We start from the raw sequence: 22,235 nt of genomic DNA on the forward strand, positions 1-22,235 counted from the left end.
ATTATGCTGGTGGACTGCCGTCGAACTGGCTTCGTTTGCCAGGGAAAGCAGGCCGCCCGCCCCGATCCCGATAGAATTTTGCCAGCACCGGGAATGACCGGAACGGCCCGATCCTACAGGGCCATACCTGCCCTCAGAGAGCGTCCTCATTCGGTATGTTGGCGGGGTTCCAGACGACCTCCCACAGGTGTCCGTTCGGATCGCGGAAGTATCCGGCATATCCGCCAAAGAACGTGTCCCGGGCAGGCTTGATGATCTCGGCTCCGGCGCGAGCTGCCTCATCCATTACTTGATCGACTTCTTCGCGGCGCACAACGTTGTGTCCGACTGTGAACGAGGTCGAGTTGATCGGCGCCTTGGGCAGGCCAGTGTCGTAGGCGAGGTCGTCCTGCGCCCAGATCGCGAGCTTCAACCCGCCGGACAGCGTGAAGAACGCGACGGCGCCATGCTCGAACTCGCGGCCAATGATCCCTTCCGTCGGCAAGCCGAGACCGTCGCGGTAGAACGCCAGAGAACTCTCGAGGTCGCGACAGCGATAGTCAAAACCGAAATGCGCGGTTTCATGGCGATCTCCTCTGGTTGTCGGAGACACCAGGATAAAGTCGGGCGACAGTGACGAATTGAACAAAACGGCCAATGAAGAGCGCGACGTGGTTTCACCCGTTCTGCAGCAGGTGATGAATCTGTCGCGGGGTGCTTCCCGTCAGGCGTCGGCTCTCGCGGACAAGATGCGCCTGATCGGAATAGCCCGCCTCGGCTGCCAGGATGGCCGTAGCGCTGTTTGATTGGCTCGAAAGCCGCAGAAAGCGCTGGTAGCGGAGGATACGGTCAAGCGTCTTGGGGTCATAGCCGAAGCTCTCGTCGAAGCGCCGGCGCAACGTCCTTTCGCTCATCTCGAGTGCGCGCATCAACCAAGGGACGAGCGGCATTGTCCGACATCGCGGTCCTGGCCGGGCGGGTTGAGGAGGGTCTTGAGCACATTCGCAAGGCGTTCCGGCTGAATCCGTTGCCGACAAATTGGTATTATCTGGCGCTCGGCCAGGCGCAATATGCAGCCGGCGAATACGAAGCCGCTGTCGAGACACCGCGCCGGGACGAGACTTATCGTACAAGCTCACGCCGTTTTCCGGCGGCAAACCTCGCCCAACTCGGGCGGCTCGACGAGGCCCCTCAGTTGATGCTTGATAACTATTTATAGATCGCGGACTGCTTATAGTGACGTTTGGGTTTTTGGCGACATACGGCCAAGTGCCTCTTTCGCCCCTTGGTAACCTTGTGCGGCTGAGCGCTTTAGCCACTCCATTGCAAGCGCTGTGTCACTCTCAACTCCAACACCCTTCAGATACATAACACCTAAATTATATTGTGCCTTCGCATTATTTTGCTTTGCAGCCTTATTATACCAAAGGAACGCAAGGTTTAATTTTTTATCGGTGTCTGTTCCACTTAGATATATAGCACCTAAATTAACCTGAGCGTCGACGTTCCCCTGTTCTGCGGCTTTGGTTAGCCAAAAGATGGCGTCATTGCTGCTTTTTGGCACACCTTTACCAATGAGGTACACGTATCCGAGGTATTGCTGAGCCTCAGGTAATCCTTGTGTCGCTGCATTGCGCCAAAGTTCAGCTGCTTTTGCATCGTCTAGCTGAACTCCCTTGCCCCAAGAATACAGAAGGCCGAGATTGACCTGTGCTACGGCCATATTTTGCTTCGCCGCCTTCGTCCACCATTCCGCAGCTTTGGAGTAATCCAACGAGACTCCAAGTCCCCTTGAATAGAGGAACCCCAAGTTGAACTCAGCGATGGCGTCACCGTTTTCAGCAAGCTCTTTCCATTCGTTGTATGCAACTTGGTAATTACTCACCTTGAAAGCAGCTTCCGCCTCAATAGCACCCCCTTGCGACGCAGTAGGAGAAAACAGAGCAATGACAAAAAGCAGACCCGAACACCACAGAGATACGACAAACCGGGTTGACTTCATCATCTTGCCTTTGCTTGGCGACACATCTCCCGACCCCATGAGTTTGGCCGCCTGAACTCGGCGCGAATGACGACAGCCGTGATTTAAACATTGCCGCTTACCGCTCATGGAACGCCCCATCAGTCATCTCCATCAGTGGATCGAGGAGGAATTCTAGCACGCGCCGGTCGCCAGTCTTCACTTCCGCCGTCACGGACATGCCTGGTGTAAGTATCACGTCCTCGCCTTCGACCCGAATCGACCTCTCATTCAGCGCGATTCTCACCGGGAACAGCAGCGGCCCGGCGGCATCGCGCGTGGCGTCTTGTATCGCGCTTGGCGCCTGCTGCACTTGACCAGCCGGTATCGCGTCATTGGACACCCTCAGAACCTTGCCATGCAGTGTACCGTAGCGAGTAAAGGGGAAGCCTCGAGCTTGACGCGCACCTCCTGCCCTTCATGCACAAAACCGTTGTCGCGGTTGAGCAGCATCGCCTCGATCTCGATCGCTGTGCCATCCGGCACGATGACCATCAGCTTTTGTCCGGTCTGCACCACTTCGCCTAGCGTATTCACCTCCAGCTGCTGCACGCGGCCGGCGACCAGCGATTTGAGCAGGCCGGAGCGCTCGAGCAGCTCGGCCTAGCCAGATCCTGTTGCAAGACCCCGATCGAGCGGTCGACCTCGATCAGTTCCGTGGCGACCTTGTCGAGATAGGCCTCGCGGCGCGCGTTTCTGTGTGCCAAGCGTCCTTATCGTCGCTTCGCGTTCAGCGATATGGTCCTCGTCAGACATCGCTGCCATCAGCTGATCCTGCTCGCGCCGGCGCCGTCGCACCGTTCGTGCGACCTATTCCTCAAAGCGACCCGTGGCGTCACGATCGCGCTCGTATCGTCTGGTGAGCGGAAACGGCGGCAACCAGGACTCGCGTCGGATGATCCAGCTTTCGTAGGTTGGCATCAGCTGGTCAGGCGCATCCAGCGACCCCAGGTTTACTTCGATTTCGTCTGCGGTGCGTCCGAAAACGGAGGAGCCGCAGCGGGGACAGAAAAACCGTCCGGCGTAGTCGCGTGTTTCGCCGTCGATCGTCACCGCATCCTCAGGAAAAATCGCGGAAGCGTGAAAAAGGGCGCCATGATGCTTGCGGCAGTCAAGACAGTGACAAAGGCCGACCCGGTATGGGCGCCCCGACGCGATAATTCGAACGTTGCCGCACAGGCAACCGCCGGTGAATCGGTCCATGCTGCGTCTCCTCCAATATCAAGCGGCCGGAATGGTTACAACGACCGGCACTGTTGTTGCAATCGCCGCGCCGCGGGCGGGGACGCGTCGTTCTTCCGTGGCGATGACATTGCAGCCGCCTCTCTATGCCTTGCGCGAGCTTGCCGCCGAAAATAGGCTTTGGTTTGTCATACGGAACGAAACGGCGCGTTCCATTGAGCCGCCAACTCGGCGGCCGAGGCGATCTTGACGCCGCAGTCGGCGAGTATGCGTGCGACGGTCGCTACCAGTTCGGCGTTGGACGAGGCTATGCTGCCGTCCGGAAGGAAAAGATTGTTTTCGAAGCCGACCCGGACATGGCCGCCAAGCAACGCGGCGGCGGTCACGCACGCCGCTTCGTTGCGGCCGAAGGCGCAGACGCTCCAATGGTCGAAGCGCGGCATGTTCGCCGCAAGAAATGGCAAGAGATCGGCAGGAACGGACGCCTGTCCCGGCGTGTAGCGGCCCAGCACGTAGAGAACCGGTATGCTTGCCCAGGGGATCAGTCCGCGCTGCTGCATGTCCGAAAGCCTGACGGCCTCCTCGGGCGAATAGAGGATGATCTGCGGCGCAACCTCCTCGGTGTGCAGCCAGGCCATGAAGCGCACACAGGCGAGTTCCGATCCGGCATCAGGAACGATTTCGCGAAGCGCCAGCGAGACAGCTTGCGGCTTCACATCTTGTACGACGGCCATCTGTTGGGCCGGCGAATAGATACCGAGCGCTTCGGAGGTGATCTGAATTATCAAGCGGTCGCCGGCAGCACCGCGGATGGCGGCGATCGTCTGGCGGTAGGCGTCGGGGTCGAGCAGATGATTGCCGCTTCTGTCGCGGACATGGACGTGGATCATAGCCGCACCGGCATCGGCGCATTCCGCGGCCGTCCTCGCAAGTTCGGCTGGTGTCAGCGGAATCGCCGGATGGTCGGCCTTGCTGCGACGTCCCCCGTTCGGGGCGACGGCTATGGCGATGCGGTCGAGACCATGGGCCGGCTTCATGGGGACGTTCTGTGAGCGACAAGATTCATATGAATCAATCTTTGATCACACTGAAACAGACGTTGCAATCGCTGGGCTGGCGAGCTAGCAATATCCATGGACCAGGGAGAGCTTGCTGGACAGATCGTCACTGCCTTCGACGGCATGTCGGCGCAGCTTCGGTCCGCTGCGCGCTATGTCCTTGACAAGCCGTATGATGTCGCGCTGTTGTCCATGCGCGAGCAGGCCCGGCACGCAGGAGTGCAGCCGGCGACGATGACGCGGCTGGCCCAGCATCTCGGCCTTGATGGCTACGAGGCGGTACGCGATATCTACGCCGCCGCGATCCGGGACGGCGAAATCGGTTTCGCTGGCAAGGCGGGCCTTCAGGTGGCCAGCCAAAAGCTCAAGGGCGACCACGCGCTGGCGGCCGATATTCTGGATTCGATTTCCAGCCAGCTTGCCCATCTGGCCGAAAGCAGGTCGATCGACCGTCTGGTCGACACGGCCAGGGCGCTGAGTGCGGCAAGGCGCGTCTATTGCCTCGGCCTGCGCTCGAGCCATGCGGTGGCCTGGCATCTGCATTACATCCTGTCGCTGATCGGCGAGAAGTCGGTGCTGTTGCACGGCATCGGCGGAACCGATGGTGACGCTCTGGCCCATGCGACCAAGGACGACGTGCTGATCGCCGCCAGCGTCCTGCCCTACACGCGCTTCACAATCGAGCTTGTCGAGTACGCTGCCGGCCGCGGCGTACCGGTCATTGCGATCACCGACAGCGGGGTAGCGCCCTTGGCGCTGCTTGCCGATCACCTAGTCGTCGTGCCGACCGGCAGCCCGTCCTTTTTCCACACCATGACGCCAGCTTTCATCGTTGCTGAGATCCTCGGTGCTCTTGTCGCAGGACAGGCAGGCGAGGGCGCCGTTGAATCGCTGCGACGCTTCGATGAGCAGGGCGCCGCCCTCAAGACCCACCTGAACCAGCGTGCGCCGAAGAAAATGCCCCTGAGGGACCGTCGATGACACACATTCTTCATCGAACCATCCACTCGACGCTGCCGGTCGCCGCTCGCGGCCAAGGCATCGAACTGTTCGATGCCAAGGGCAAGTCCTATATCGATGCGTCGGGCGGCGCCGCGGTGTCCTGTCTCGGCCACGGCCATCCCGACGTGATTGCCGCGCTGCACGCCCAGCTTGACCGCATCGCCTACGCCCACACCAGCTTCTTCACCACCGAGGTGGCGGAGCGCTTGGCGGATCGGCTGGTCGAGGACGCGCCGGAAGGGTTGGACCACGTCTATCTGGTCAGCGGCGGCTCGGAGGCGGTCGAGGCCGCGCTCAAGATGGCCAGGCAATATTTTGTCGAGAAAGGCGAGCCGCAACGGCGCCATCTCATCGCACGCCGGCAGAGCTATCACGGCAATACGCTCGGCGCTCTCGCCACCGGCGGCAACGAATGGCGGCGCGCCCAGTTCAGGCCGTTGCTGATCGAGACCCACCATATCGACCCCTGTTACGCCTATCGCTATCAAAAGCATGGCGAAAGCGACGAAGCCTATGCGGCGCGCGCCGCCCAGCAGCTCGAAGACAAGATCCTCGAACTCGGCCCGGACGAGGTCATCGCCTTTGTCGCCGAGCCGGTGGTGGGTGCCACGCTCGGCGCGGTGCCGTCGGTCGCGGAGTACTTCAAGCACATTCGCGCGATTTGCGACCGCTACGGCGTGCTGCTCATTCTCGACGAGGTGATGTGCGGCATGGGCCGTACCGGCACGCTGCATGCGTGCGAGCAGGACGGCATCGCTCCCGACCTGCTGACCATCGCCAAGGGACTCGGCGGTGGCTACCAGCCGATTGGCGCGGTGCTGCTCGGCCGGCATATCTTCGACGCCTTTGCCCAAGGCTCGGGCTTCTTCCAGCATGGGCATACCTATATGGGGCATCCAATGGCAGCGGCGGCAGGCCTTGCCGTGCAGGAGGTCATCCGGCGCGACCGTCTGCTCGACAATGTCGGCGCAATGGGCGCGCAGCTGGACGAACGCCTGCATCAACGCTTCGATAACCACCATCATGTCGGCGACATTCGCGGGCGGGGTCTATTCAGGGGAATCGAGCTGGTGGTTGATCGCGCCAGCAAGGAGCCGTTCGATCAGAGGCTTGAACTCAACGCCCGCATCAAGCGCGAAGCAATGGCCCGCGGCCTGATGATTTATCCGATGGCCGGGACGATTGATGGTGTGCGGGGCGTTCATGTGCTTGTGGCGCCGCCATTCATCATTTCCAAACGGGATATCGATCGGATCGTCGAACGGCTCGGTGAGTCGATCGACGCTGCGATCGCTTCAGCGGCCTGACCCGCACGACGCGGACCGCCTCAACCAGTTCCAACGCGTCATCGGCGACGGGCCGGGACACCCACCAGAGAGGTAGCAACCATGTACAGTTCAATGAAAACCCTGATCGGCGCTGCCGCCTGCATGCTGCTGGCGCTGCCATCCGTCGGAGCCGAGCAGCGCTTCGTCACGGTCGGCACCGGCGGGGTCACCGGCGTCTACTACGCCGTCGGCGGCGCCATTTGCCGACTGATGAACAAGGACCGGCAGAAAACCGGCATCCGATGCTCGACGGAGTCGACCGGCGGTTCGGTCTTCAACGTCAACTCCATCCAGACCGGCGACCTCGATTTCGGCTTGACCCAATCGGACGTCCAGTACCAGGCCTATGAGGGGACCGGAAATTTCGACGGCAAGCCGTTCAAGGATCTGCGGGCCGTGTTCTCCGTCCATCCCGAGCCGTTTACCGTGCTGGCGCGGCCGGACGCCGGCGTTACCAAATTCGAGGACTTCAAGGGCAAACGCTTCAACGTCGGCAATCCCGGGTCAGGCACCCGCTCGTCCATGGAGGAGTTGCTCAAGCAGATGGGCTGGACGCTCGGCGATTTCTCGCTTGCCGCGGAGCTGAAGGCGGACGAGCAGGGCAGCGCGCTGTGCGACAACAAGATCGACGGTTTCTTCTATGGCGTTGGTCATCCTTCCGCGGCGATCCAGGATCCGACCACGGCCTGTGGCGCCAAACTCATCCCGCTGACCGGTCCGGCAGTGGACGCGCTGCTGGCAGCTCATCCGTACTATTCAGTCGCCACCATCAAGGGCGGCATGTACGCCAACAATCCGGACGACGTGACGACATTCGGCGTCCGCGCGACAGTGGTGACGAATGCCAGCACGCCCGATGAGGTGGTCTACGAACTGGTGAAGTCGGTCTTCGAAAATTTCGACGACTTCAAGAAACTGCATCCGGCTTTCGCCAATCTCGATCCCAAGGAGATGATCAAGACCGGTCTGTCGGCGCCAATGCATCCGGGCGCGGAGCGCTATTACAAGGAGAAGGGCTGGCTCTGAGGCCTTCAATGCGAGGCGCCACAGGCGCCTCGCATCGCAAATAATTGTGGGGAACGATGACAGATCAAAGCCAGCGGGCGGCAGGGCCTGACCAACCCGTTATCGACATTGACAAGCTTAGCGAGATCGTCGCCGAAGCCGACACCGGTGGGCGCAGGCCGACCGGCCGCACCGCGAAGCTGATCCTCGGCGTATCGCTGGCATGGTCGCTGTTCCAGCTCTGGTATGCCTCGCCCCTTCCGTTCATGCTCAATTTTGGTGTCGTCAGCGACGGCATCGCCCGCTCCATCCATCTGGCCTTCGCCCTGTTTCTGGCGATGCTGACGTTTCCGGCCTTCAAGACCTCGTCGCGCAGCCGGGTGCCGCTGCCCGACTGGGTGCTAGGCATCGCCGGGGCGGCGTCCGCCCTCTATTTGTTGGTCTTTTACAGCGATATCGCCCATCGGCCGGGCCTTCCTACTACGGCTGACCTGGTCGTCTCGATCGCCGGCGTCCTCATCCTGCTCGAGGCCGCCCGTCGCGCCGTCGGGCCTGCCATCACCGTCATCGCGGCGATCATGCTGATCTATATCTTCGCCGGGCCTCACCTACCTGGCCTGCTCGGCCACAAAGGCGCGACGTTATCGCGCGCAGCCTCGCAGATGTGGCTGACGTCGGAGGGGGTCTTCGGTGTTGCCCTTGGTGTGTCCACCAACGTCGTCTTCATGTTCGTTCTGTTCGGAACATTGCTGGAGCGCGCCGGCGCCGGCGGCTTTTTCATCCAGCTTGCCTTCTCGCTGCTCGGCAAATACCGCGGCGGTCCGGCCAAGGCCGGTGTTGTGGCTTCCGGCCTGACCGGCATGATTTCCGGGTCGTCGATCGCTAATGTCGTGACCACCGGAACCTTCACCATCCCGCTGATGCGCCGGGTCGGATATTCTGCGGTGAAGGCGGGCGCCATCGAATGCGCGGCCGGCGTCAATGGTCAGCTGATGCCTCCGGTGATGGGCGCCGCCGCGTTCTTGATCGCGGAATATGTCGGCATTTCCTATGCCGAGGTGGTCAAGCACGCCTTCTATCCGGCGCTGCTGACCTACGGCTCGTTGTTCTACATCGTCGATATCGAGGCGATGAAGACGGGGATGAAGGGCCTGCCGTCAAGCAGCACGCACTCCGCATTTCAGGGCGCGCTGCGCGGGCTGATTGGCATATGCGGTTTCATCATCCTCGCAGGGCTTGTCTATTACGGCATTGGCTGGACGAAGATCGTTTTCGGCGCGGCCGCGACCTGGATGATCACTGCCGCGCTGATCGCCGTTTACATCGGCCTTGTCGCCTACCGGGCGCGTTATCCCGACCTGCCGCTGGAGGATCTGGAGGGCGAGATCGTCAGGATTCCCCACTTCGGCGAGACGGCACGCACCGGCCTGCATTTTCTGCTGCCTGTGATCCTGTTGATCTGGTGCCTGATGGTGGAGGAGTTGTCGCCCGGCCTGTCGGCATTCTGGGGCGCTGTCGCCCTTATGGCGCTGATCGTCACGCAGCGGCCGCTCACCGCCTTTTTCCGCAAGGACCGCGCGCTGGCGCAGCATTGGCTTCACGGTTTCGACGATCTGGTCGGTGGGCTGTCCGCCGCCGCACGCAACATGACGACGGTCGGCATTGCCACTGCGACGGCCGGCATCATCGTCGGCACGGTTCTGCTCACGGGCATCGGGCTGGTAATGACCGAGCTGGTCGAATTCATCTCGGGCGGCAGCTTCATCGTCATGCTTTTGTTCACCGCGGTGATCTGCATCATTCTCGGCATGGGCATGCCGACCACTGCAAGCTATGTCGTCGTCGCCACCTTGATGGCGCCGGTCATCGTCGATTTGGCGGCGCAGAACGATCTTGCCGTGCCGCTGGTCGCCGTCCACATGTTCGTTTTCTATTTCGGGCTGATGGCGGATGTGACGCCGCCAGTGGGTCTGGCAGCTTATGCTGCTGCGGCAATTTCCGGCGCCGATCCGGTGAAGACCGGCATTCAGGGCTTCAAGTACGAGATCCGTACCGGCCTGCTGCCGTTCATCTTCATCTTCAACACCGGACTGCTGATGATCGATCTCGAAGGTCCGTTCGATTCCGTCGCGATGGTGGTGACATCGACGCTGGCCATGGTCTCGTTTGTAGCAGCGACGCAGAATTGGATGCTCGTGCGCAACCGCTGGTACGAGACGATTGCGTTGCTTGTGGCCTGTTTCATCTTGTTCAGGCCGGGATTGTTGCTCGATCAGGTGAGTGAACCGTATCGGGCAGTACCCGCCACCGAACTCAGCCGTATCGTCGACGAGACGGCCGAGGGAGGCGCGGTTCGCTTGCGCCTGACGACACTGAACCTCAACGGCGATGAGATATCGAAGCTGGTTCGGCTGCAGCTCGGGCCTGCAAATTCATCGGCCGAACGCCTCAAGGCTGCGGGCCTGGACGTCAGTGCGCTTGGCGATAGCGTGACGGTCGGCGTCGTGCGACTGGGCAGCCAGGCGGCCAAATTCGGCCTGCAGCCCGGCGACGAAATCAACCGGGTGCTAGTCCCTGCGGAACGGCCATCGCGCTATTGGTTTACCATCCCGGCCCTGTTGTTGGTCGGTCTCGTCTTCTGGGTTCAGAAGCGGCGAAGGAGGACAATCGGTCCGTAAGCGTCTTGTGAGCGGAAGAGTCTTGGCCAGCATGTCAGTAACAAGAGAACCAAACGGCGCCGCGGAACCGACTAATGCGGAAATGCGCATGACGACGCGCGACCGCCCCTTCGAACCCGTCGACTACGGGCTTTACGCGCTGACGGTCATTGCCTGGAGCGCATCGTGGTTCGCGATCGAACTTCAGGTCGGCAGCGGCGTGTCGAACGAGGTCAATCTGGTCTGGCGCTTCGCCATCGCCACGCTGCTGATGTTTGCCTGGGCGGGCTTTTCCGGTCGGCGGCTCCGCTTTCCGATCACCGATCATTTGCGCTTTGCTGTGCTCGGCATCCTCATCTTCTCGTCGAACTTCCTGTTTTTCTATTATGGCGCCGGCTATCTCGTCAGCGGCTTGCTCTCAGTCGTCTTCTCGCTCGCTTCGGTCATCAACATGCTGCTCGCTGCCTTGATCATCGGCGAGCGCCCGGCGCCGCGCATTCTCGCCGGCGGCATCATCGGCTTCGCCGGAATAGCGCTGATGTTCTTTCCCGAAATCGCCGCCAACGGGCTTTCCGGCGGCACGTTGGTGGGCCTTCTTCTGTGCCTCTGCGGCACGCTGAGCTTCTGCGCCGGCAATCTCGTCTCCGTCGCCAACCAGCGCCGCGGACTGCCGCTCGTTTCAACGAGCGCCTGGGGCATGCTTTATGGCACTTTGTGGTCGGCGTTGTTGGCCTTCCTGCTTGGTGAGCCGTTCGTGTTCGCGACGACCGCCTCTTATATCGGCTCGCTGGTCTTCCTCGCCGTCATATCGACCGTCGTGGCTTTCGCCGCCTACCTGACGCTGCTCGGACGCATTGGCGGCGCCCGCGCCGGCTATGCGACCGTCATATTTCCCGTCTTTGCGCTTTTGATCTCCACGGCGCTGGAAGGCTATGCCTGGACTGCGTACGCGATCATCGGGCTCGTCCTCGTCGCCGCCGGGAACGTCCTGGTCATTCGCGGGGGACGGCGCTGACGCATGGAATGCTTGCGCAATGCCGCCGCGTTCCGGTTGTGCGGGTCGCGGTTCTATCGAGCTTGACTCTCCGCATCCTCTGTCTAAGCTGCGGTCAATGGGTCAGACCAATGTACCAGGGTTGGCCCGGGAGGGAACTAGACGCGCATGCCGATCCAGGCCGTTGAACCACGCCGGCTTTACCGACAGGTAGCCGATCAGCTCAGGCAGCTGATCGATGCCGGCGAGTTTTCCGTCGGCGACCGCCTGCCGACCGAGCGGGATCTGGCCGACCAGCTCGGAATTTCCCGCCCGACAGTCCGTGAAGCGCTGATAGCGCTGGAGGTTGAAGGCCGCATACGCATCCGCGTCGGCTCGGGTATCTACGTCACCGATCCGCCGAGCGCCGCCGCCTCCGAACCCGAAGTCGAGGAAGGCCCGTTCGAGCTGTTGCGCGCGCGCGAATTCGTCGAAGGCGCGATCGCCGCCGAAGCGGCCCTCCATGTCCGGCCTGCAGATATCGAACGGCTCGACGACGTGCTGCGCCGGATGGAGGCCATGCGTCACCCCAACAAGATGACCATTGCGCTCGACCGGGAATTCCACACCGCTGTCGCCGGCATTCTCGAGAACGCGGTGCTGGTGCGCTTCATCGGCGAGCTTTTCGACCAGCGCATGAACCCGTACTTCGAACGCCTGTCAATCTATTTCGAGACCAGCGATTCCTGGCAGGTCGCGGCAAAGGAACATCGTGCCGTGCGCGATGCAATTGCCGCGCGCGACTCCGAGCGGGCCAAGGCCGCCATGCAGCAGCATCTGCGCCAGTCCCAAATCAGATTCTCACGCAATTTCGATGAGAGAGCCGCAGCCAAGGAGGTTGCGGAATAGCAGTTGGCCGGGGGGAGATCCGGCCGTCAAATTCAACCAGGGAGGAATTAGATGCTGAGAAAATACGCAGTTCTGCTCGGTGCGATCACCGCAATTGCTATACCCATGGCGTCGGCCTCGGCGGAAACGGTCCTGAAATGGGCGCATGTCTACGAGACGACGGAGCCCTTCCACACCGAATCCGTGTGGGCGGCCGACGAGATCAAGAAGCGCACCCAGGGCCGCTACGCCATCGACGTCTATCCGGCCTCGCAGCTTGGCAAGGAAGCGGACATCAACCAGGGCCTGATGCTCGGCACCGTCGACATCATCATTTCCGGATCGAGCTTCGCGGCGCGCGAATATCCACCGATCGGCGTCACCTACTTCCCATACACTTTCCGCGATGCCGACCATCTGCTGAAATACACCAAAAGCGACGTCTACAAGGCCCTGACCAAGGGCTATGAGGACAAGACCGGCAATCACATCGCCGCCACCACCTATTACGGGACGCGGCAGACCACCTCGAACCGTCCGATCGCCAAGTGCTCCGACATGCAGGGCCTGAAGATGCGCGTTCCCGACGTGCCGGCCTATCTGGCCATGCCGCGTGCCTGCGGCGCCAACACGGCGCCGATTGCCTTCGCCGAGGTCTATCTGGCCCTGCAGAACGGCACCGTGGAGGCCCAGGAGAACCCGCTGACCACCATCGAGGCGAAGAAATTCTACGAGGTGCAGAAGAACATCGTGCTCACTGGCCATATCGTCGATCATCTCAACACCATCATATCGGCGTCGCGCTGGGCCTCGCTTTCCGACGAGGACAAGAAGATCTTCACCGAGGTGATGCAGGAGGCTGCCGCCCGCGCCACGGCAAAGATCGTCGCCCGCGAAAAGGAACTGGTGCAGGTATTCAAGGACCGCGGCATCACCGTAACGGATGTCGACCGCGCCGATTTCGAGAAGAATGTCCTGGAGAAGGTCACCTTCGAGGAGTTCGGCTACAACAAGTCCGATTGGGAAGCGATCCGCGCCATCAAGTAGGCCATCCGGAAATCAGGTGCTTAATCAAGAAGACAGAGCGGCAATCGGATTTGCTGCTTTAACCTGCCCTTCCGTCCGGCTCCAAATTGCGCCGGACGGCCTTTTCAATCCTTGACGACCCACCAGCTTCGGGAGCCCGCGCCGATGGCCGAGGAACACCACACCGAGATCACCGTCGAAGAGATCGCGCACGCCTTCGAGGAGGTGCCGGTACACGTCGACCTGTCGGACCACGGCGTCGAGGACTGGATTACGCTTGCCGTTTTCTGGGGCATGGTCGTGTGTGTCTTCCTGCAGTTCTTCACCCGCTATGCACTGAACAACAGCCTTGCCTGGACCGAGGAGATCGCCATCAACGCGCTCGTGGTCGTCGTTTTTCTGGGTGCCGCCATGTGCGTGCGCCTTTCGCGCCATATCCATGTCGACGTGCTTTACCACTATCTGCCGGAGCGCGTCGGCCGCTGGCTGGCGCTCGCCGTCGATGTTATCCGCATCGCATTCTTCGCCTACGGATCCTGGCTGATGTGGCGCTACGTCACGATCGTGGCGCATGAGCGCATGGTCACCGTCAACCTGCCGCGGCGCTGGTTCTTCTACGCCGTACTGGCCGGGTTCGTGCTGATGCTTCTGCGCTCGATCCAGGTCTTCATCGGCAATTACAGGCGCGGCTATTCGGTGCTCGAGCGTCCTGGTGCGTTCGAGACGGCGGGGGTCTGAGCGATGCTGCTTCTGGTCGGGGGCTTTCTTGTCCTGATGCTCATCGGCGTGCCGGTCGCCGTTTCGATGGCGGCCGCGTCGATCCTTTACCTCGTCATCTACGGCGTCGCGCCCGATATCATCGCGGCCCAGCGCATGATCGCCGGGGTGGAGAGCTTTCCGCTGCTCGCCGTTCCGTTCTTCATCCTGGCCGGCAACCTCATGAACATCGCCGGCGTCACCGGGCGCATCTATTCCTTCGCCCTTGCCCTGGTCGGCTGGATGAAAGGCGGCCTGGCGCAGGTCAACATCATCGGATCGGTGATCTTTTCCGGCATGTCGGGCACCGCGCTCGCCGACGCCGCCGGCATCGGCACCATCGAGATCAAGGCGATGAAGGACCACGGCTATCCGATCGACGCCGCGGTCGGGGTTACCGCCGCTTCAGCCACGCTCGGACCGATCTTCCCGCCTTCGCTGCCCTTCGTCATCTACGGCATGATGGCCAATGTCTCTATTGGCGCGCTGTTCATGGCCGGCATCCTGCCCGGCGTGGTCATGACCGTGCTGATGATGATCACGGTCGCCATCTTCGCCTACAGGCGCGGCTGGGGCTCCGACACATCCTTCGAGCTTCGGCGGCTGGCCGAAGCGGCGGGCGAGGTGCTGGTGGTGGCTGCCTTTCCGATTGGCTGCTATGTGCTGGTGCAGCTTGGCCTGTCGATCAATATCGCGGTCGGCATAGCGCTGCTGGTGCTGATCGTGGCGGACTGGTATTTCGATTTCTCCGCGGTCATGGCCCTGATGACGCCGGTCATCCTGATCGGTGGCATGACGATGGGCTGGTTCACGCCGACCGAAGCGGCGATGGCGGCTGTGATCTGGTCGCTTTTCCTCGGGCTGGTGCGCTACCGCACGATGACGCTGCGTTTGCTTGCCAAGGCCAGCTTCGACACGATCGAAACGACCGCCTCGGTGCTCTTCATCGTTACCGCCGCATCGATCTTCGCCTGGCTGCTCACCGTCAGCCAGGCAGCACAGCTGTTTTCGAACTTCATCTTCGCGCTCACCGAAAACAAGTGGGTCTTCCTGATCCTGGTCAACATCCTGATGCTGGTGGTCGGCTGCTTCCTCGATACGATCGCCGCGATCACGATTCTGGTGCCGATCCTGCTGCCGGTCGCTGCCGTCTACGGCATCAACCCTGTGCATTTCGGGCTGATCATGACGCTCAATCTGATGATCGGGCTTTTGCACCCGCCGCTCGGCATGGTGCTGTTCGTGCTGTCGCGCGTCGCCAAGCTTTCGGTCGAGCGCACCACCATGGCGATCCTGCCGTGGCTGGTGCCGCTTATCGTGGCGCTGCTTCTGATCACGTTCATACCCGCCATTACGCTTTGGCTGCCGACCGAGATGGGCTTGATCCGGTGAGTGGCCAGGTGATTGCGGCGACGCTGTTCGGCCCGCAGGACCTGCGCGTCGTGGAGCATCCGCTCGAACCGCTGGCACCAGGCATGGTGCGGGTGCGCTTCGGGGCGGGAGGCATCTGCGGCTCCGACCTGCATTATTTCCGCCATGCCCGGACCGGCGACTTCGTTGTGACCTCGCCGCTTGTCCTCGGCCACGAAATCTCGGGCGAAATCGTCGAGATCAACGGCGCGGCACCCGGCCTGGGTGTCGGCGACCATGTCGCGGTCAATCCGTCGCGCTGGTGCGGGCATTGCGCGCGATGCCTGGAAGGCCGCGCCAATCTCTGCGAAAACATCTATTTCATGGGTTCGGCATCGAAGACGCCGCATATGCAGGGCGGCTTCGCCAGTCTGTTCGACGCCACGCCCGCGCAATGTTTCAAGGTTCCATCTGACGTGGCCTACCAGGCGGCCGCACTTGCCGAGCCGCTGGCGGTCAGTCTGCACGCCGTCGCGCGGGCGGGCGACGTCAGGGGCCGCAACGTCGTCCTGTTCGGTGCCGGCCCCATCGGTCTCTTGACCATGCTCGCGGCCAGGCTTGCCGGCTGCGCTGAACTGACCGTCGCCGACATCGCCGCCGCGCCGCTCGCCTTCGCCCGCAGTTTGGGTGCCGACAGGACGATCGGCCTTTCCGGCGGCGACGCCGAACTCCAGGCGCTTGCTGCCGGCGATTCGCTTGATGTGGCGTTCGAGATTTCAGGCACTGCCGCCGGCCTTGCCGCGGCGATCGCCAGTGTCCGGCGCGGCGGCACGGTGGTCCAGGTCGGCAATCTTCCCGGTGGCCAGATCCCGCTGCCTGCCAATGCAGTGATGGCCAAGGAGATCGACCTCAAAGGCACATTCCGCTTCGGCACGGAGTTCGGCCGGGCGGTCGATCTCATCGTGTCGGGGGAGGTGGACGTCCTGAAGCTGATGACAGCGGAGCGCACGCTTTCTTGCGCCCCCGATGCCTTCCGACTTGCCGCCGACCGTTCACAGAGTGTCAAGGTCGTGCTGACCGCGGACTGAATCGTGGTTTTTGCCAGATCGTTGGCGGCCATAACTCATTGCGAACGGACGAAACTCAGAACGTGCTCGACGTATATGCTCCCACCCAGGTCTCCGGTTAAACTCCGGAGCAATACCCGGCAGCTTGCTGTCAAAATTGTTGGCAGCAAATCCGCTCGCGATTAAAGCCCTTCGTCGCGAGATTTCGTTCAGTTCGGCCATGCCTCGTCCTGCCAATCGCGCGCTGCGTGGATCACCCGCAAAGTTGAAATGCTTTGTCGGGCGCCCTTGGCGGTCACGGCATACGCTATGATGTAGGGCAGGCGACTCAAAGGCTTTTCATAGGTGCCGGATACACGGCCGGGTCGCCCGGTTGCCATTTCCCCAAGCGCGGCCCCTGCGTCCAGAATCCGGTCTGCTGCCAGGCGCGCAGCGCGCGGATTATCCTGCGAGATATAGGCGATCTGTTCCTTGATGTCGTCCAGCTCACCGCGAGACCACTGAACGGCTCGCGTCACACCTTGCGGCCCGTGCCGGCATCAATCGCGGCATAAATTTCTGCCATAGCCTTATCATGAGACACGATGCGCCCAGCTTCGACATCAGCAAGGCCGCGCTTGATACCTTCAATGATTTCAAGCTCGCGATCGACATACGCTGCGACGGCTTCACCTGCGAGGAATGACTTGCTACGCCGGGTGTCGGTTTGCGATCCGGTCGAGCTTTTCCTTTACATCGGGACTGACGCGAATTGTCATAGTGGTGCTAGCGGCCATAGCGGTGTCCTGTGTTGATCGGTGTACACCTTAGCACAGAGCGCCGCGCTGGTTCATTATCCCCTGACCGCCGAGCCGACGATCGAATCCACAAAGAAGCGCTGCAGCAAGACGAAGAGCACCAGTGGCGGGAGCACGGCAAGCGTGGCGCCAGCCATCACCAGTCCCGTGTTTAGAGCGCCTCTGTTGTAGCTGAGCAGGCGACTAAGGCCGATGACGATCGGATATTCGTGTGCATTGCCCTGTAGAACGGTCAGCGGCCAGAGATAGCTATTCCAGTGATAGACGAAGGCAAACAGCGCCAGTGCCGCGATTGCCGGCGCCAGACTGAATCGAGGATGCGCAAAGTCCCTGTTTTTTGCGAGGCAATCGGCGCTTCACTGTGCAGGTACAAATAGAATGTGCGACCGTGCTGGCTTCCCAGCATCAGGATAGAGCATACGCCTGGAACCTTCATAGCCCGATGCCGCGCTTCTTTCCCAGGTTCCAATCCACGCCCCCCATATCCGAGCACACGACCCCGATGACTTGATTACCCAATCGCTTTTCGAGCAACGGCGACCAGGGCACGAGCTTGAATTCGAGTCCATTGTCGATCATCGCGAGCCGGCCTGAAGCCAGCGAGAAACGCCGCCGGTAAATCCCAGCCACATGATCGCCGTTGGCAGCCTTCGTGAACGAGAGGCCCGTCTGGGCGGCGAGGCGGGCACCGAGCGATTCCACCTCATGATCGTGTAAAGTATCGATCAGATTGCGCACAAGAATGACGCGCTGTCCCTCGCGCTTGGCCAGATCGCGGCTGACAAGGTGGTCGACCCGATCTTGCAGTGCCTGTCTTACGTCCCTACCAAAGCCGCCGTCACCGAATTCGGCAGGCTCGCGTGCAACGAGTTGGCGATCGAGCCAAGTCGCGCCGGAAGCATGGACCTGCTGTTCGATTGACAGGTCGGAGCGGACCGCGAGCGTGACCCGGCCACCGCCATTTGCACTCGCATCGCGGCACAACTCCACGACCGAGCCCGGGTCGGAGTCTCCGGCCGCATCAGGGTCATGGAAGCGAATGTGGTGCGTGCGTCCATCAATGCCATCGACGATGGCATAGGCCGCGCCGCGCCGTTCGTCATAAAGGCCGCGTTCGAGCAGTCGGCCGATCACGGGCGCATCAATCCTTTCGGCGGCTAGCACATAGTCGGCCGTCCCTTTTTCTAGCCCATGCACAGTGAGGCTGCGGTGCATGCGCTTGATGATGTCGCCGCGTTCACCGAGGGCGCGCAAAGTGGGCTCGGCCTGTTCGACCACTATCCACTGGCCGGGACGGATCTCGTTCGCGAGGCCCAGGCTTTCCAGTTGCCGCAGCCGGCCGACTTTGAGCCCCAGGAACTCGTCGGGCCGGCGATCAGGATGTGGCGCGAGATCAATGATACCATGACGGTCGGCGTCACGAACAAGCTGGCGATCGAGCTGCGTCCAGCGCTCAGTGTCGACCTGGCGCTCGATGGCCCGGCGGATGTCGAGGTCCATGCGGAGCCCAAGCGTCTGGGTGAGAATGTCGCTCGCCCGATCGCGCATGCCCTGGCGGATGTAGTCCCGCGAGATGACAAGGCTCTCGCCATCGTCGGCAACGCCGCGAACGAGGATGTGAACGTGCGGATGTTCGGTGTTCCAGTGATCGACGGCTATCCAGTCGAGCCTCGTGCCGAGGTCGCGCGCCATGTCGGCCATCAGGTCACAAGCGAAGTTCTTGAGGTCGCCGAGCTCCATTGCATCGTCTGGCGAAACGATGAAACGGAAGTGATGCCGATCATCCTTGCAGCGGTCGCAGAAGGCGTCATGATCTGCATCTTTGGTGTCGGGACCGAACATCCTCGCCTTCTCACCATCACGTGTAACACCTTCGCGGCGAAGATATTTGAGATGGGTGGCGAGTGGCCCAGACCCTCTGAACTGCCGTACCACACGGGTCTTGACGACGGCGCCGCGTGACCGGTCAGAGATGAGGCGACTGGCGCGGATGCTCGCTGACCTGCCGCGGCCAAACGTTGAAGCTCGCGGGGAGGTGATCCGACCCTCGCGTGTAAGGTGACCGCCGGCGCGCTGTGTGGCCGCAAGAGCCTGGAAGATGAAGGGTCGTGCGCGCTGGCCGGCGCGGGAGCGGATGCGACCAGGGCGGACGCGAAAGCTATCGTCACGCTTCATGCTAGACGGCCACGAGGTGCGGTTTCCATTGAAACACTGAAAAATTGGGAATAGCGCACATCGCTGATTGTGCCAGCACATTGCGAAATGAGGCGAAAATTGTAAGGAAAACAATCGGCCGAACCGAGCCGCACCTCGCGGCCCTTTATCCTGCCAATCTCTCTGTTCTCATCCACAGCCAACCCTTCCGCCGCAATTTCCGCGACGGAACAGGCCGGAATGCAATTGAGGACGAACGTGGCGATCATCGCGATATGGCTAAAGAGGGCTGAGCGAATAGGCCGGAAACAGCGTGGTTCGATTGGAAATCGGTTTCACCCGGCTGTGGCTCGATCGCGGTCAGGTCCGCAGCAGGATCGCCCATTGGCGACCGCATTGCGAACGAATAAATCGCCGCAAAGATCGTCTCGGCATAACCATTGCCATCCGATGCAGCGGCGTTCCGAATGTCATGGGGATGCGGAAAGATCGTTGCACCTTGCCGCGCGCGCCGCGGAGTGAGAACTGCACCATCGAGCAGCGGCGCAAGTTTCCTGACGTAGTCGACCGTCTCGCGTGGCAGCGGACGGCCGGTTAAGAGATGTTCCGTGTACCGACCAGGACCGGCATTGTAAGCGGCAAGAAAGCCGCTGCGCCCGAAGCTGTCGAGCATTTCGCGAAGATATGCTGCACCTGCAAGAATGTTGTCACGCGGTTGATAGGGATCGTCACCAAGACGGTATTCGATGCGCAGTTCCTGCCACGTCGCCGGCATGATCTGCATCAAGCCCATTGCGCCCTTGCATGAAAGCGCACGAACATCGCCGACGCTCTCAACATGCATAACGCCGCGCAGCAACTGCTCTGGAATGGCGAAGCGTTTTGACGCTTCCCGGATATGCCGCGACCACGGGCCAGCCGACAAGATCGTCGACTCGGAGTGCGCCGGCCGTTCACCAGCACAGGAAGCCGCTGCACCAGTTTCGGGCGCCACGAAGCCGAGCATGACACATGCGGCAAACGTCGTCATGCCTCTGTGGGCTGCGTCCCGCAGACCGCAGAACCGATGCGCTGCCAGCCTGCGACGGTGTTCGCTTCCGTTAAGGGCAGGGGCTCGCCAATCGAACCGGCTTTGCCAAAGCTGTGATGAAATCGGTGTCCGCAGCCACAAGCAAGTGTCCGGCCTCCTCTTGGCTGCCTCGCGGGCGGTCGGGTCGAAGGTTTTCACCGGCGCGCAATGGATCAAAAGGGTTGGCGAGAAAGATTCGTCGAAGGGCTCCAGAAGCATCTGTTCAGCCTCGCCCGTCGCGCTTCGAAGATCGCTTCCAGTGCAGGCTCCAGACGCTGTTCTCTGCATCGGACCGGAACAGCTTGGCGCGGATCGGCTGCGTAAAGGACGGGTCGTCTATTGAGACGGAGAGGTAATCCCCAGCCTTGTCTCCGGCGCGGTCCCAAGCCGCACCGACCGCCATCCCTTCGCAATAGATCAGATGGTCGGGCGCGTTTTCGGTTTTGGATTTCTCGGCAGGCAGGATGGCAATCTTCGCCTCGATTGTTAGCGTGGAGAGATTGCCGAAGAAGCCGTCATCATTGCGCGTGAAGGTTCCGATCTGGGTCATTGCAGTGCTCCTTTCTGAGTGTTGGTGCGCGTCGAGCCGAGCCCTCACGGCTCGCTAGCGAGGGATCGTTGGTGATATCCAGTACCGGAGTGGTGCGCTCCGTGGTCCAGACGGGAACCGCGCGGCCAACTATCGATGAGAGCGGGAGCGGGCCGAAATAGCGGCTGTCAAAACTGTCGGCTGCACCCGGGTTCATAAGGAAGACGTCGGCCTCGGCAACGTCGCGGCAGCCCTGCCAGATGGGCAGGGATCGACCACGACTGTCACGCTCGCGCGCATGTCCATACGTCTTGCCGTTGACGATGATCATTGTGCCTTGGCGACAGACGGTTGCGCCCCCGAGTGCCAAAACACGCTTCAGGAGCGGCACTTTTTTCGGCAGATAGCCGCGTCTTGCCATGAAGGCCGCCAATGGCTCGGGCGGTATGATGACGGCGATATTGGCAATACCGATTTTGTCGGCCGGCTGGACGCGATAGAGCCCGACGGGGATGCTCGCCGATGCGTTCCAGATGGACAGCGGCGGATGGCTAATCCATGCCGGCGCCGCGGCGAGCACTGCGCCGCCAACCATGGTGGCGATGATCTTTGTGCGTCTGCTCATGACTCGATCCCGGGGCGCAGCAGGAAAGCTTTACGACGCTTGCCGGCGTATGGACTCGGCTGCTCGCGTGCGGCTATCCGGCTGTGGACGTGCCGCCGTTGACGCGGCGACATGAAGGTCAGGATTTGCTGCTGTTTCGCCGCTACCAAGCGGCGCGGTTGCAATCTCCTGGCTTGCGCGTGGATGGTTTGCGACGCAGCCCAGACCAGGATGGCAGCGTTCCAAATCGTTGCCATGCCGTGCACACTTGCCGCCTCAACGCAGGTCGGTTCTTCGCCCGCATGAGGGTGGATCGGTGTCAGGTGGCGGGATTTCACCAATAAGACGAGCTGCCGCGCCACGACGTCCCGCGTGCCGCGTGGAGGGAAGCCGGTTGAGGGGATATAAGACAGCGCAAATTGCTGCTGAACGGTCTCGCGATACTGCATTTTCGGTGCGCCACAGATCAGGTGCTGCGGTCGCGCCGGCCGACATAGGCGGGCGCGCGGGCTGCATGGGGTTTTGCCGGCGGAACATAGGTCGCATTGGCATCGCTGGTGGAGGTGCGTGCGCCCAGCTCTATCCAGGCGTGCAGGTCGTTGATGTCGTAGAGAACGCGCCCGCCGACCTTCCGGTATTTTGGGCCGGTGCCGTAGGTCCGGTGCTTTTCGAGTGTGCGGGCGCAGAGCCCGACGATGGGTGCTGCCTCCTTCGTGCGCAAATACTTTTGGGGCGCGTCCGCGGGACCCTTCGACATCGCTCGATCTCCATTCGGTTCTGCTGTCGTCCTG

25 protein-coding genes and 2 pseudogenes are annotated in these 22,235 nt (G+C 61.6%); 11 read left to right on the forward strand and 16 right to left on the reverse strand.

Annotated features, from left to right (window positions below):
• Positions 1–133: 133 nt before the first annotated feature.
• Positions 134–592: a VOC family protein gene (locus tag NKH99_RS24650; protein WP_353016009.1), complete on the reverse strand. Its 459-nt coding sequence runs from the start codon at positions 590–592 to the stop codon at positions 134–136.
• A 64-nt stretch (positions 593–656) separates the two neighbouring features.
• A complete protein-coding gene (locus tag NKH99_RS24655; RefSeq protein WP_353016011.1) occupies positions 657–929 on the reverse strand; it encodes a helix-turn-helix domain-containing protein in 273 nt (90 codons plus the stop codon).
• Between NKH99_RS24655 and NKH99_RS24660 the strand changes: the two are divergent.
• Positions 923–1,168 (forward strand): annotated as a pseudogene (locus NKH99_RS24660) (adenylate cyclase); the annotation flags it as partial. The gene NKH99_RS24655 and the pseudogene NKH99_RS24660 overlap by 7 nt on opposite strands.
• 42 nt (positions 1,169–1,210) lie before the next feature.
• On the opposite strand, the gene NKH99_RS24665 reads toward NKH99_RS24660, so the two are convergent.
• The 5 genes from NKH99_RS24665 to NKH99_RS24685 form a co-directional block, all read right to left on the reverse strand.
• Positions 1,211–2,101, reverse strand: coding sequence for a tetratricopeptide repeat protein (locus NKH99_RS24665; RefSeq protein ID WP_353016013.1), 891 nt, complete (start codon positions 2,099–2,101; stop codon positions 1,211–1,213).
• Entirely contained in the window at positions 2,079–2,342 is a 264-nt protein-coding gene (locus NKH99_RS24670; RefSeq protein ID WP_353016016.1) for a hypothetical protein, read from the reverse strand. Before NKH99_RS24670 ends, NKH99_RS24665 begins: the two co-directional genes overlap by 23 nt.
• A gap of 2 nt (positions 2,343–2,344) precedes the next feature.
• Entirely contained in the window at positions 2,345–2,536 is a 192-nt protein-coding gene (locus NKH99_RS24675) for a hypothetical protein (protein WP_502900104.1), read from the reverse strand.
• A gap of 273 nt (positions 2,537–2,809) precedes the next feature.
• Positions 2,810–3,202: a GFA family protein gene (locus NKH99_RS24680; protein WP_352684671.1), complete on the reverse strand. Its 393-nt coding sequence runs from the start codon at positions 3,200–3,202 to the stop codon at positions 2,810–2,812.
• A gap of 167 nt (positions 3,203–3,369) precedes the next feature.
• Positions 3,370–4,218: a beta-keto acid cleavage family enzyme gene (locus tag NKH99_RS24685; RefSeq protein WP_352819836.1), complete on the reverse strand. Its 849-nt coding sequence runs from the start codon at positions 4,216–4,218 to the stop codon at positions 3,370–3,372.
• 96 nt (positions 4,219–4,314) lie between these two features.
• Here NKH99_RS24685 and NKH99_RS24690 point away from each other — a divergent pair, with 96 nt between their 5' ends.
• The 10 genes from NKH99_RS24690 to NKH99_RS24735 all read left to right on the forward strand — a co-directional run bounded on the left by NKH99_RS24690 (position 4,315) and on the right by NKH99_RS24735 (position 16,312).
• Positions 4,315–5,220, forward strand: coding sequence for a MurR/RpiR family transcriptional regulator (locus tag NKH99_RS24690; protein WP_352819834.1), 906 nt, complete (start codon positions 4,315–4,317; stop codon positions 5,218–5,220).
• Positions 5,217–6,548, forward strand: coding sequence for an aspartate aminotransferase family protein (locus tag NKH99_RS24695; RefSeq protein WP_353016018.1), 1,332 nt, complete (start codon positions 5,217–5,219; stop codon positions 6,546–6,548). Before NKH99_RS24690 ends, NKH99_RS24695 begins: the two co-directional genes overlap by 4 nt.
• Before the next feature lie 93 nt (positions 6,549–6,641).
• Positions 6,642–7,595, forward strand: coding sequence for a TAXI family TRAP transporter solute-binding subunit (locus NKH99_RS24700; protein ID WP_023674270.1), 954 nt, complete (start codon positions 6,642–6,644; stop codon positions 7,593–7,595).
• Positions 7,596–7,651: 56 nt separating this feature from the next.
• Positions 7,652–10,252, forward strand: coding sequence for a TRAP transporter permease (locus NKH99_RS24705; RefSeq protein WP_353016020.1), 2,601 nt, complete (start codon positions 7,652–7,654; stop codon positions 10,250–10,252).
• Between the two features lie 88 nt (positions 10,253–10,340).
• Positions 10,341–11,246: a DMT family transporter gene (locus NKH99_RS24710; RefSeq protein ID WP_353016023.1), complete on the forward strand. Its 906-nt coding sequence runs from the start codon at positions 10,341–10,343 to the stop codon at positions 11,244–11,246.
• 147 nt (positions 11,247–11,393) lie between these two features.
• Entirely contained in the window at positions 11,394–12,113 is a 720-nt protein-coding gene (locus tag NKH99_RS24715) for a FadR/GntR family transcriptional regulator (RefSeq protein WP_353016025.1), read from the forward strand.
• A 51-nt stretch (positions 12,114–12,164) separates the two neighbouring features.
• The gene (locus NKH99_RS24720; RefSeq protein WP_502900105.1) at positions 12,165–13,139 is read left to right on the forward strand and encodes a sialic acid TRAP transporter substrate-binding protein SiaP; all 975 of its coding nucleotides are present in this window, start codon (positions 12,165–12,167) and stop codon (positions 13,137–13,139) included.
• A 144-nt stretch (positions 13,140–13,283) separates the two neighbouring features.
• Positions 13,284–13,856: a TRAP transporter small permease gene (locus tag NKH99_RS24725; RefSeq protein ID WP_353016027.1), complete on the forward strand. Its 573-nt coding sequence runs from the start codon at positions 13,284–13,286 to the stop codon at positions 13,854–13,856.
• A gap of 3 nt (positions 13,857–13,859) precedes the next feature.
• Entirely contained in the window at positions 13,860–15,266 is a 1,407-nt protein-coding gene (locus NKH99_RS24730; RefSeq protein WP_352455844.1) for a TRAP transporter large permease, read from the forward strand.
• Positions 15,263–16,312 carry an L-idonate 5-dehydrogenase gene (locus tag NKH99_RS24735; RefSeq protein ID WP_353016029.1) on the forward strand — a complete coding sequence of 350 codons (1,050 nt, stop codon included), beginning with the start codon at positions 15,263–15,265 and terminating at the stop codon, positions 16,310–16,312. Before NKH99_RS24730 ends, NKH99_RS24735 begins: the two co-directional genes overlap by 4 nt.
• A 188-nt stretch (positions 16,313–16,500) precedes the next feature.
• Here NKH99_RS24735 and NKH99_RS24740 read toward each other — a convergent pair whose 3' ends face one another.
• The 9 genes and pseudogenes from NKH99_RS24740 to NKH99_RS24780 form a co-directional block, all read right to left on the reverse strand.
• Complete coding sequence (locus NKH99_RS24740; RefSeq protein WP_353016031.1) at positions 16,501–16,809, reverse strand: type II toxin-antitoxin system RelE/ParE family toxin; 309 nt, start codon at positions 16,807–16,809, stop codon at positions 16,501–16,503.
• A pseudogene (locus NKH99_RS24745) lies at positions 16,806–17,067 on the reverse strand (CopG family ribbon-helix-helix protein). The gene NKH99_RS24740 and the pseudogene NKH99_RS24745 overlap by 4 nt, the downstream one beginning before the upstream one ends.
• Before the next feature lie 453 nt (positions 17,068–17,520).
• Positions 17,521–19,263, reverse strand: a complete 1,743-nt coding sequence (locus tag NKH99_RS24750) for a relaxase/mobilization nuclease domain-containing protein (RefSeq protein WP_353016034.1) — start codon at positions 19,261–19,263, stop codon at positions 17,521–17,523.
• Complete coding sequence (locus NKH99_RS24755) at positions 19,260–19,511, reverse strand: hypothetical protein (RefSeq protein WP_352768560.1); 252 nt, start codon at positions 19,509–19,511, stop codon at positions 19,260–19,262. Before NKH99_RS24755 ends, NKH99_RS24750 begins: the two co-directional genes overlap by 4 nt.
• Positions 19,508–20,272, reverse strand: coding sequence for a lytic transglycosylase domain-containing protein (locus tag NKH99_RS24760; protein WP_353016036.1), 765 nt, complete (start codon positions 20,270–20,272; stop codon positions 19,508–19,510). Before NKH99_RS24760 ends, NKH99_RS24755 begins: the two co-directional genes overlap by 4 nt.
• 262 nt (positions 20,273–20,534) lie before the next feature.
• The gene (locus NKH99_RS24765; protein ID WP_352768557.1) at positions 20,535–20,861 is read right to left on the reverse strand and encodes a DUF736 domain-containing protein; all 327 of its coding nucleotides are present in this window, start codon (positions 20,859–20,861) and stop codon (positions 20,535–20,537) included.
• Positions 20,830–21,465, reverse strand: a complete 636-nt coding sequence (locus NKH99_RS24770) for a S26 family signal peptidase (RefSeq protein ID WP_353016038.1) — start codon at positions 21,463–21,465, stop codon at positions 20,830–20,832. Before NKH99_RS24770 ends, NKH99_RS24765 begins: the two co-directional genes overlap by 32 nt.
• Positions 21,462–21,893, reverse strand: a complete 432-nt coding sequence (locus NKH99_RS24775; RefSeq protein ID WP_352768553.1) for a replication initiator protein A — start codon at positions 21,891–21,893, stop codon at positions 21,462–21,464. The genes NKH99_RS24770 and NKH99_RS24775 overlap by 4 nt, the downstream gene beginning before the upstream one ends.
• A 17-nt stretch (positions 21,894–21,910) precedes the next feature.
• Positions 21,911–22,201 (reverse strand): helix-turn-helix transcriptional regulator, encoded by a 291-nt coding sequence (locus tag NKH99_RS24780; protein WP_352771559.1) that lies wholly within the window; start codon positions 22,199–22,201, stop codon positions 21,911–21,913.
• Between the last annotated feature and the right edge of the window lie 34 nt (positions 22,202–22,235).

This window comes from Mesorhizobium sp. M0854 (assembly GCF_040319815.1).
Lineage (GTDB): Bacteria > Pseudomonadota > Alphaproteobacteria > Rhizobiales > Rhizobiaceae > Mesorhizobium.

Bases quoted from the DNA above. Each gene is read 5' to 3' on its own strand.
- NKH99_RS24725 (WP_353016027.1), top strand. From the start codon at position 13,284: ATGGCCGAGGAACACCACACCGAGATCACCGTCGAAGAGATCGCGCAC.
- NKH99_RS24700 (WP_023674270.1), top strand. From the start codon at position 6,642: ATGAAAACCCTGATCGGCGCTGCCGCCTGCATGCTGCTGGCGCTGCCA.
- NKH99_RS24695 (WP_353016018.1), top strand. From the start codon at position 5,217: ATGACACACATTCTTCATCGAACCATCCACTCGACGCTGCCGGTCGCC.
- NKH99_RS24750 (WP_353016034.1), bottom strand. From the start codon at position 19,263: ATGAAGCGTGACGATAGCTTTCGCGTCCGCCCTGGTCGCATCCGCTCC.
- NKH99_RS24765 (WP_352768557.1), bottom strand. From the start codon at position 20,861: ATGACCCAGATCGGAACCTTCACGCGCAATGATGACGGCTTCTTCGGC.
- NKH99_RS24685 (WP_352819836.1), bottom strand. From the start codon at position 4,218: ATGAAGCCGGCCCATGGTCTCGACCGCATCGCCATAGCCGTCGCCCCG.
- NKH99_RS24665 (WP_353016013.1), bottom strand. From the start codon at position 2,101: ATGGGGCGTTCCATGAGCGGTAAGCGGCAATGTTTAAATCACGGCTGT.
- NKH99_RS24705 (WP_353016020.1), top strand. From the start codon at position 7,652: ATGACAGATCAAAGCCAGCGGGCGGCAGGGCCTGACCAACCCGTTATC.
- NKH99_RS24730 (WP_352455844.1), top strand. From the start codon at position 13,860: ATGCTGCTTCTGGTCGGGGGCTTTCTTGTCCTGATGCTCATCGGCGTG.
- NKH99_RS24755 (WP_352768560.1), bottom strand. From the start codon at position 19,511: ATGATCGCCACGTTCGTCCTCAATTGCATTCCGGCCTGTTCCGTCGCG.
- NKH99_RS24720 (WP_502900105.1), top strand. From the start codon at position 12,165: ATGCTGAGAAAATACGCAGTTCTGCTCGGTGCGATCACCGCAATTGCT.
- NKH99_RS24710 (WP_353016023.1), top strand. From the start codon at position 10,341: ATGACGACGCGCGACCGCCCCTTCGAACCCGTCGACTACGGGCTTTAC.
- NKH99_RS24760 (WP_353016036.1), bottom strand. From the start codon at position 20,272: ATGACGACGTTTGCCGCATGTGTCATGCTCGGCTTCGTGGCGCCCGAA.
- NKH99_RS24680 (WP_352684671.1), bottom strand. From the start codon at position 3,202: ATGGACCGATTCACCGGCGGTTGCCTGTGCGGCAACGTTCGAATTATC.
- NKH99_RS24715 (WP_353016025.1), top strand. From the start codon at position 11,394: ATGCCGATCCAGGCCGTTGAACCACGCCGGCTTTACCGACAGGTAGCC.
- NKH99_RS24770 (WP_353016038.1), bottom strand. From the start codon at position 21,465: ATGAGCAGACGCACAAAGATCATCGCCACCATGGTTGGCGGCGCAGTG.
- NKH99_RS24775 (WP_352768553.1), bottom strand. From the start codon at position 21,893: ATGCAGTATCGCGAGACCGTTCAGCAGCAATTTGCGCTGTCTTATATC.
- NKH99_RS24780 (WP_352771559.1), bottom strand. From the start codon at position 22,201: ATGTCGAAGGGTCCCGCGGACGCGCCCCAAAAGTATTTGCGCACGAAG.
- NKH99_RS24655 (WP_353016011.1), bottom strand. From the start codon at position 929: ATGCCGCTCGTCCCTTGGTTGATGCGCGCACTCGAGATGAGCGAAAGG.
- NKH99_RS24690 (WP_352819834.1), top strand. From the start codon at position 4,315: ATGGACCAGGGAGAGCTTGCTGGACAGATCGTCACTGCCTTCGACGGC.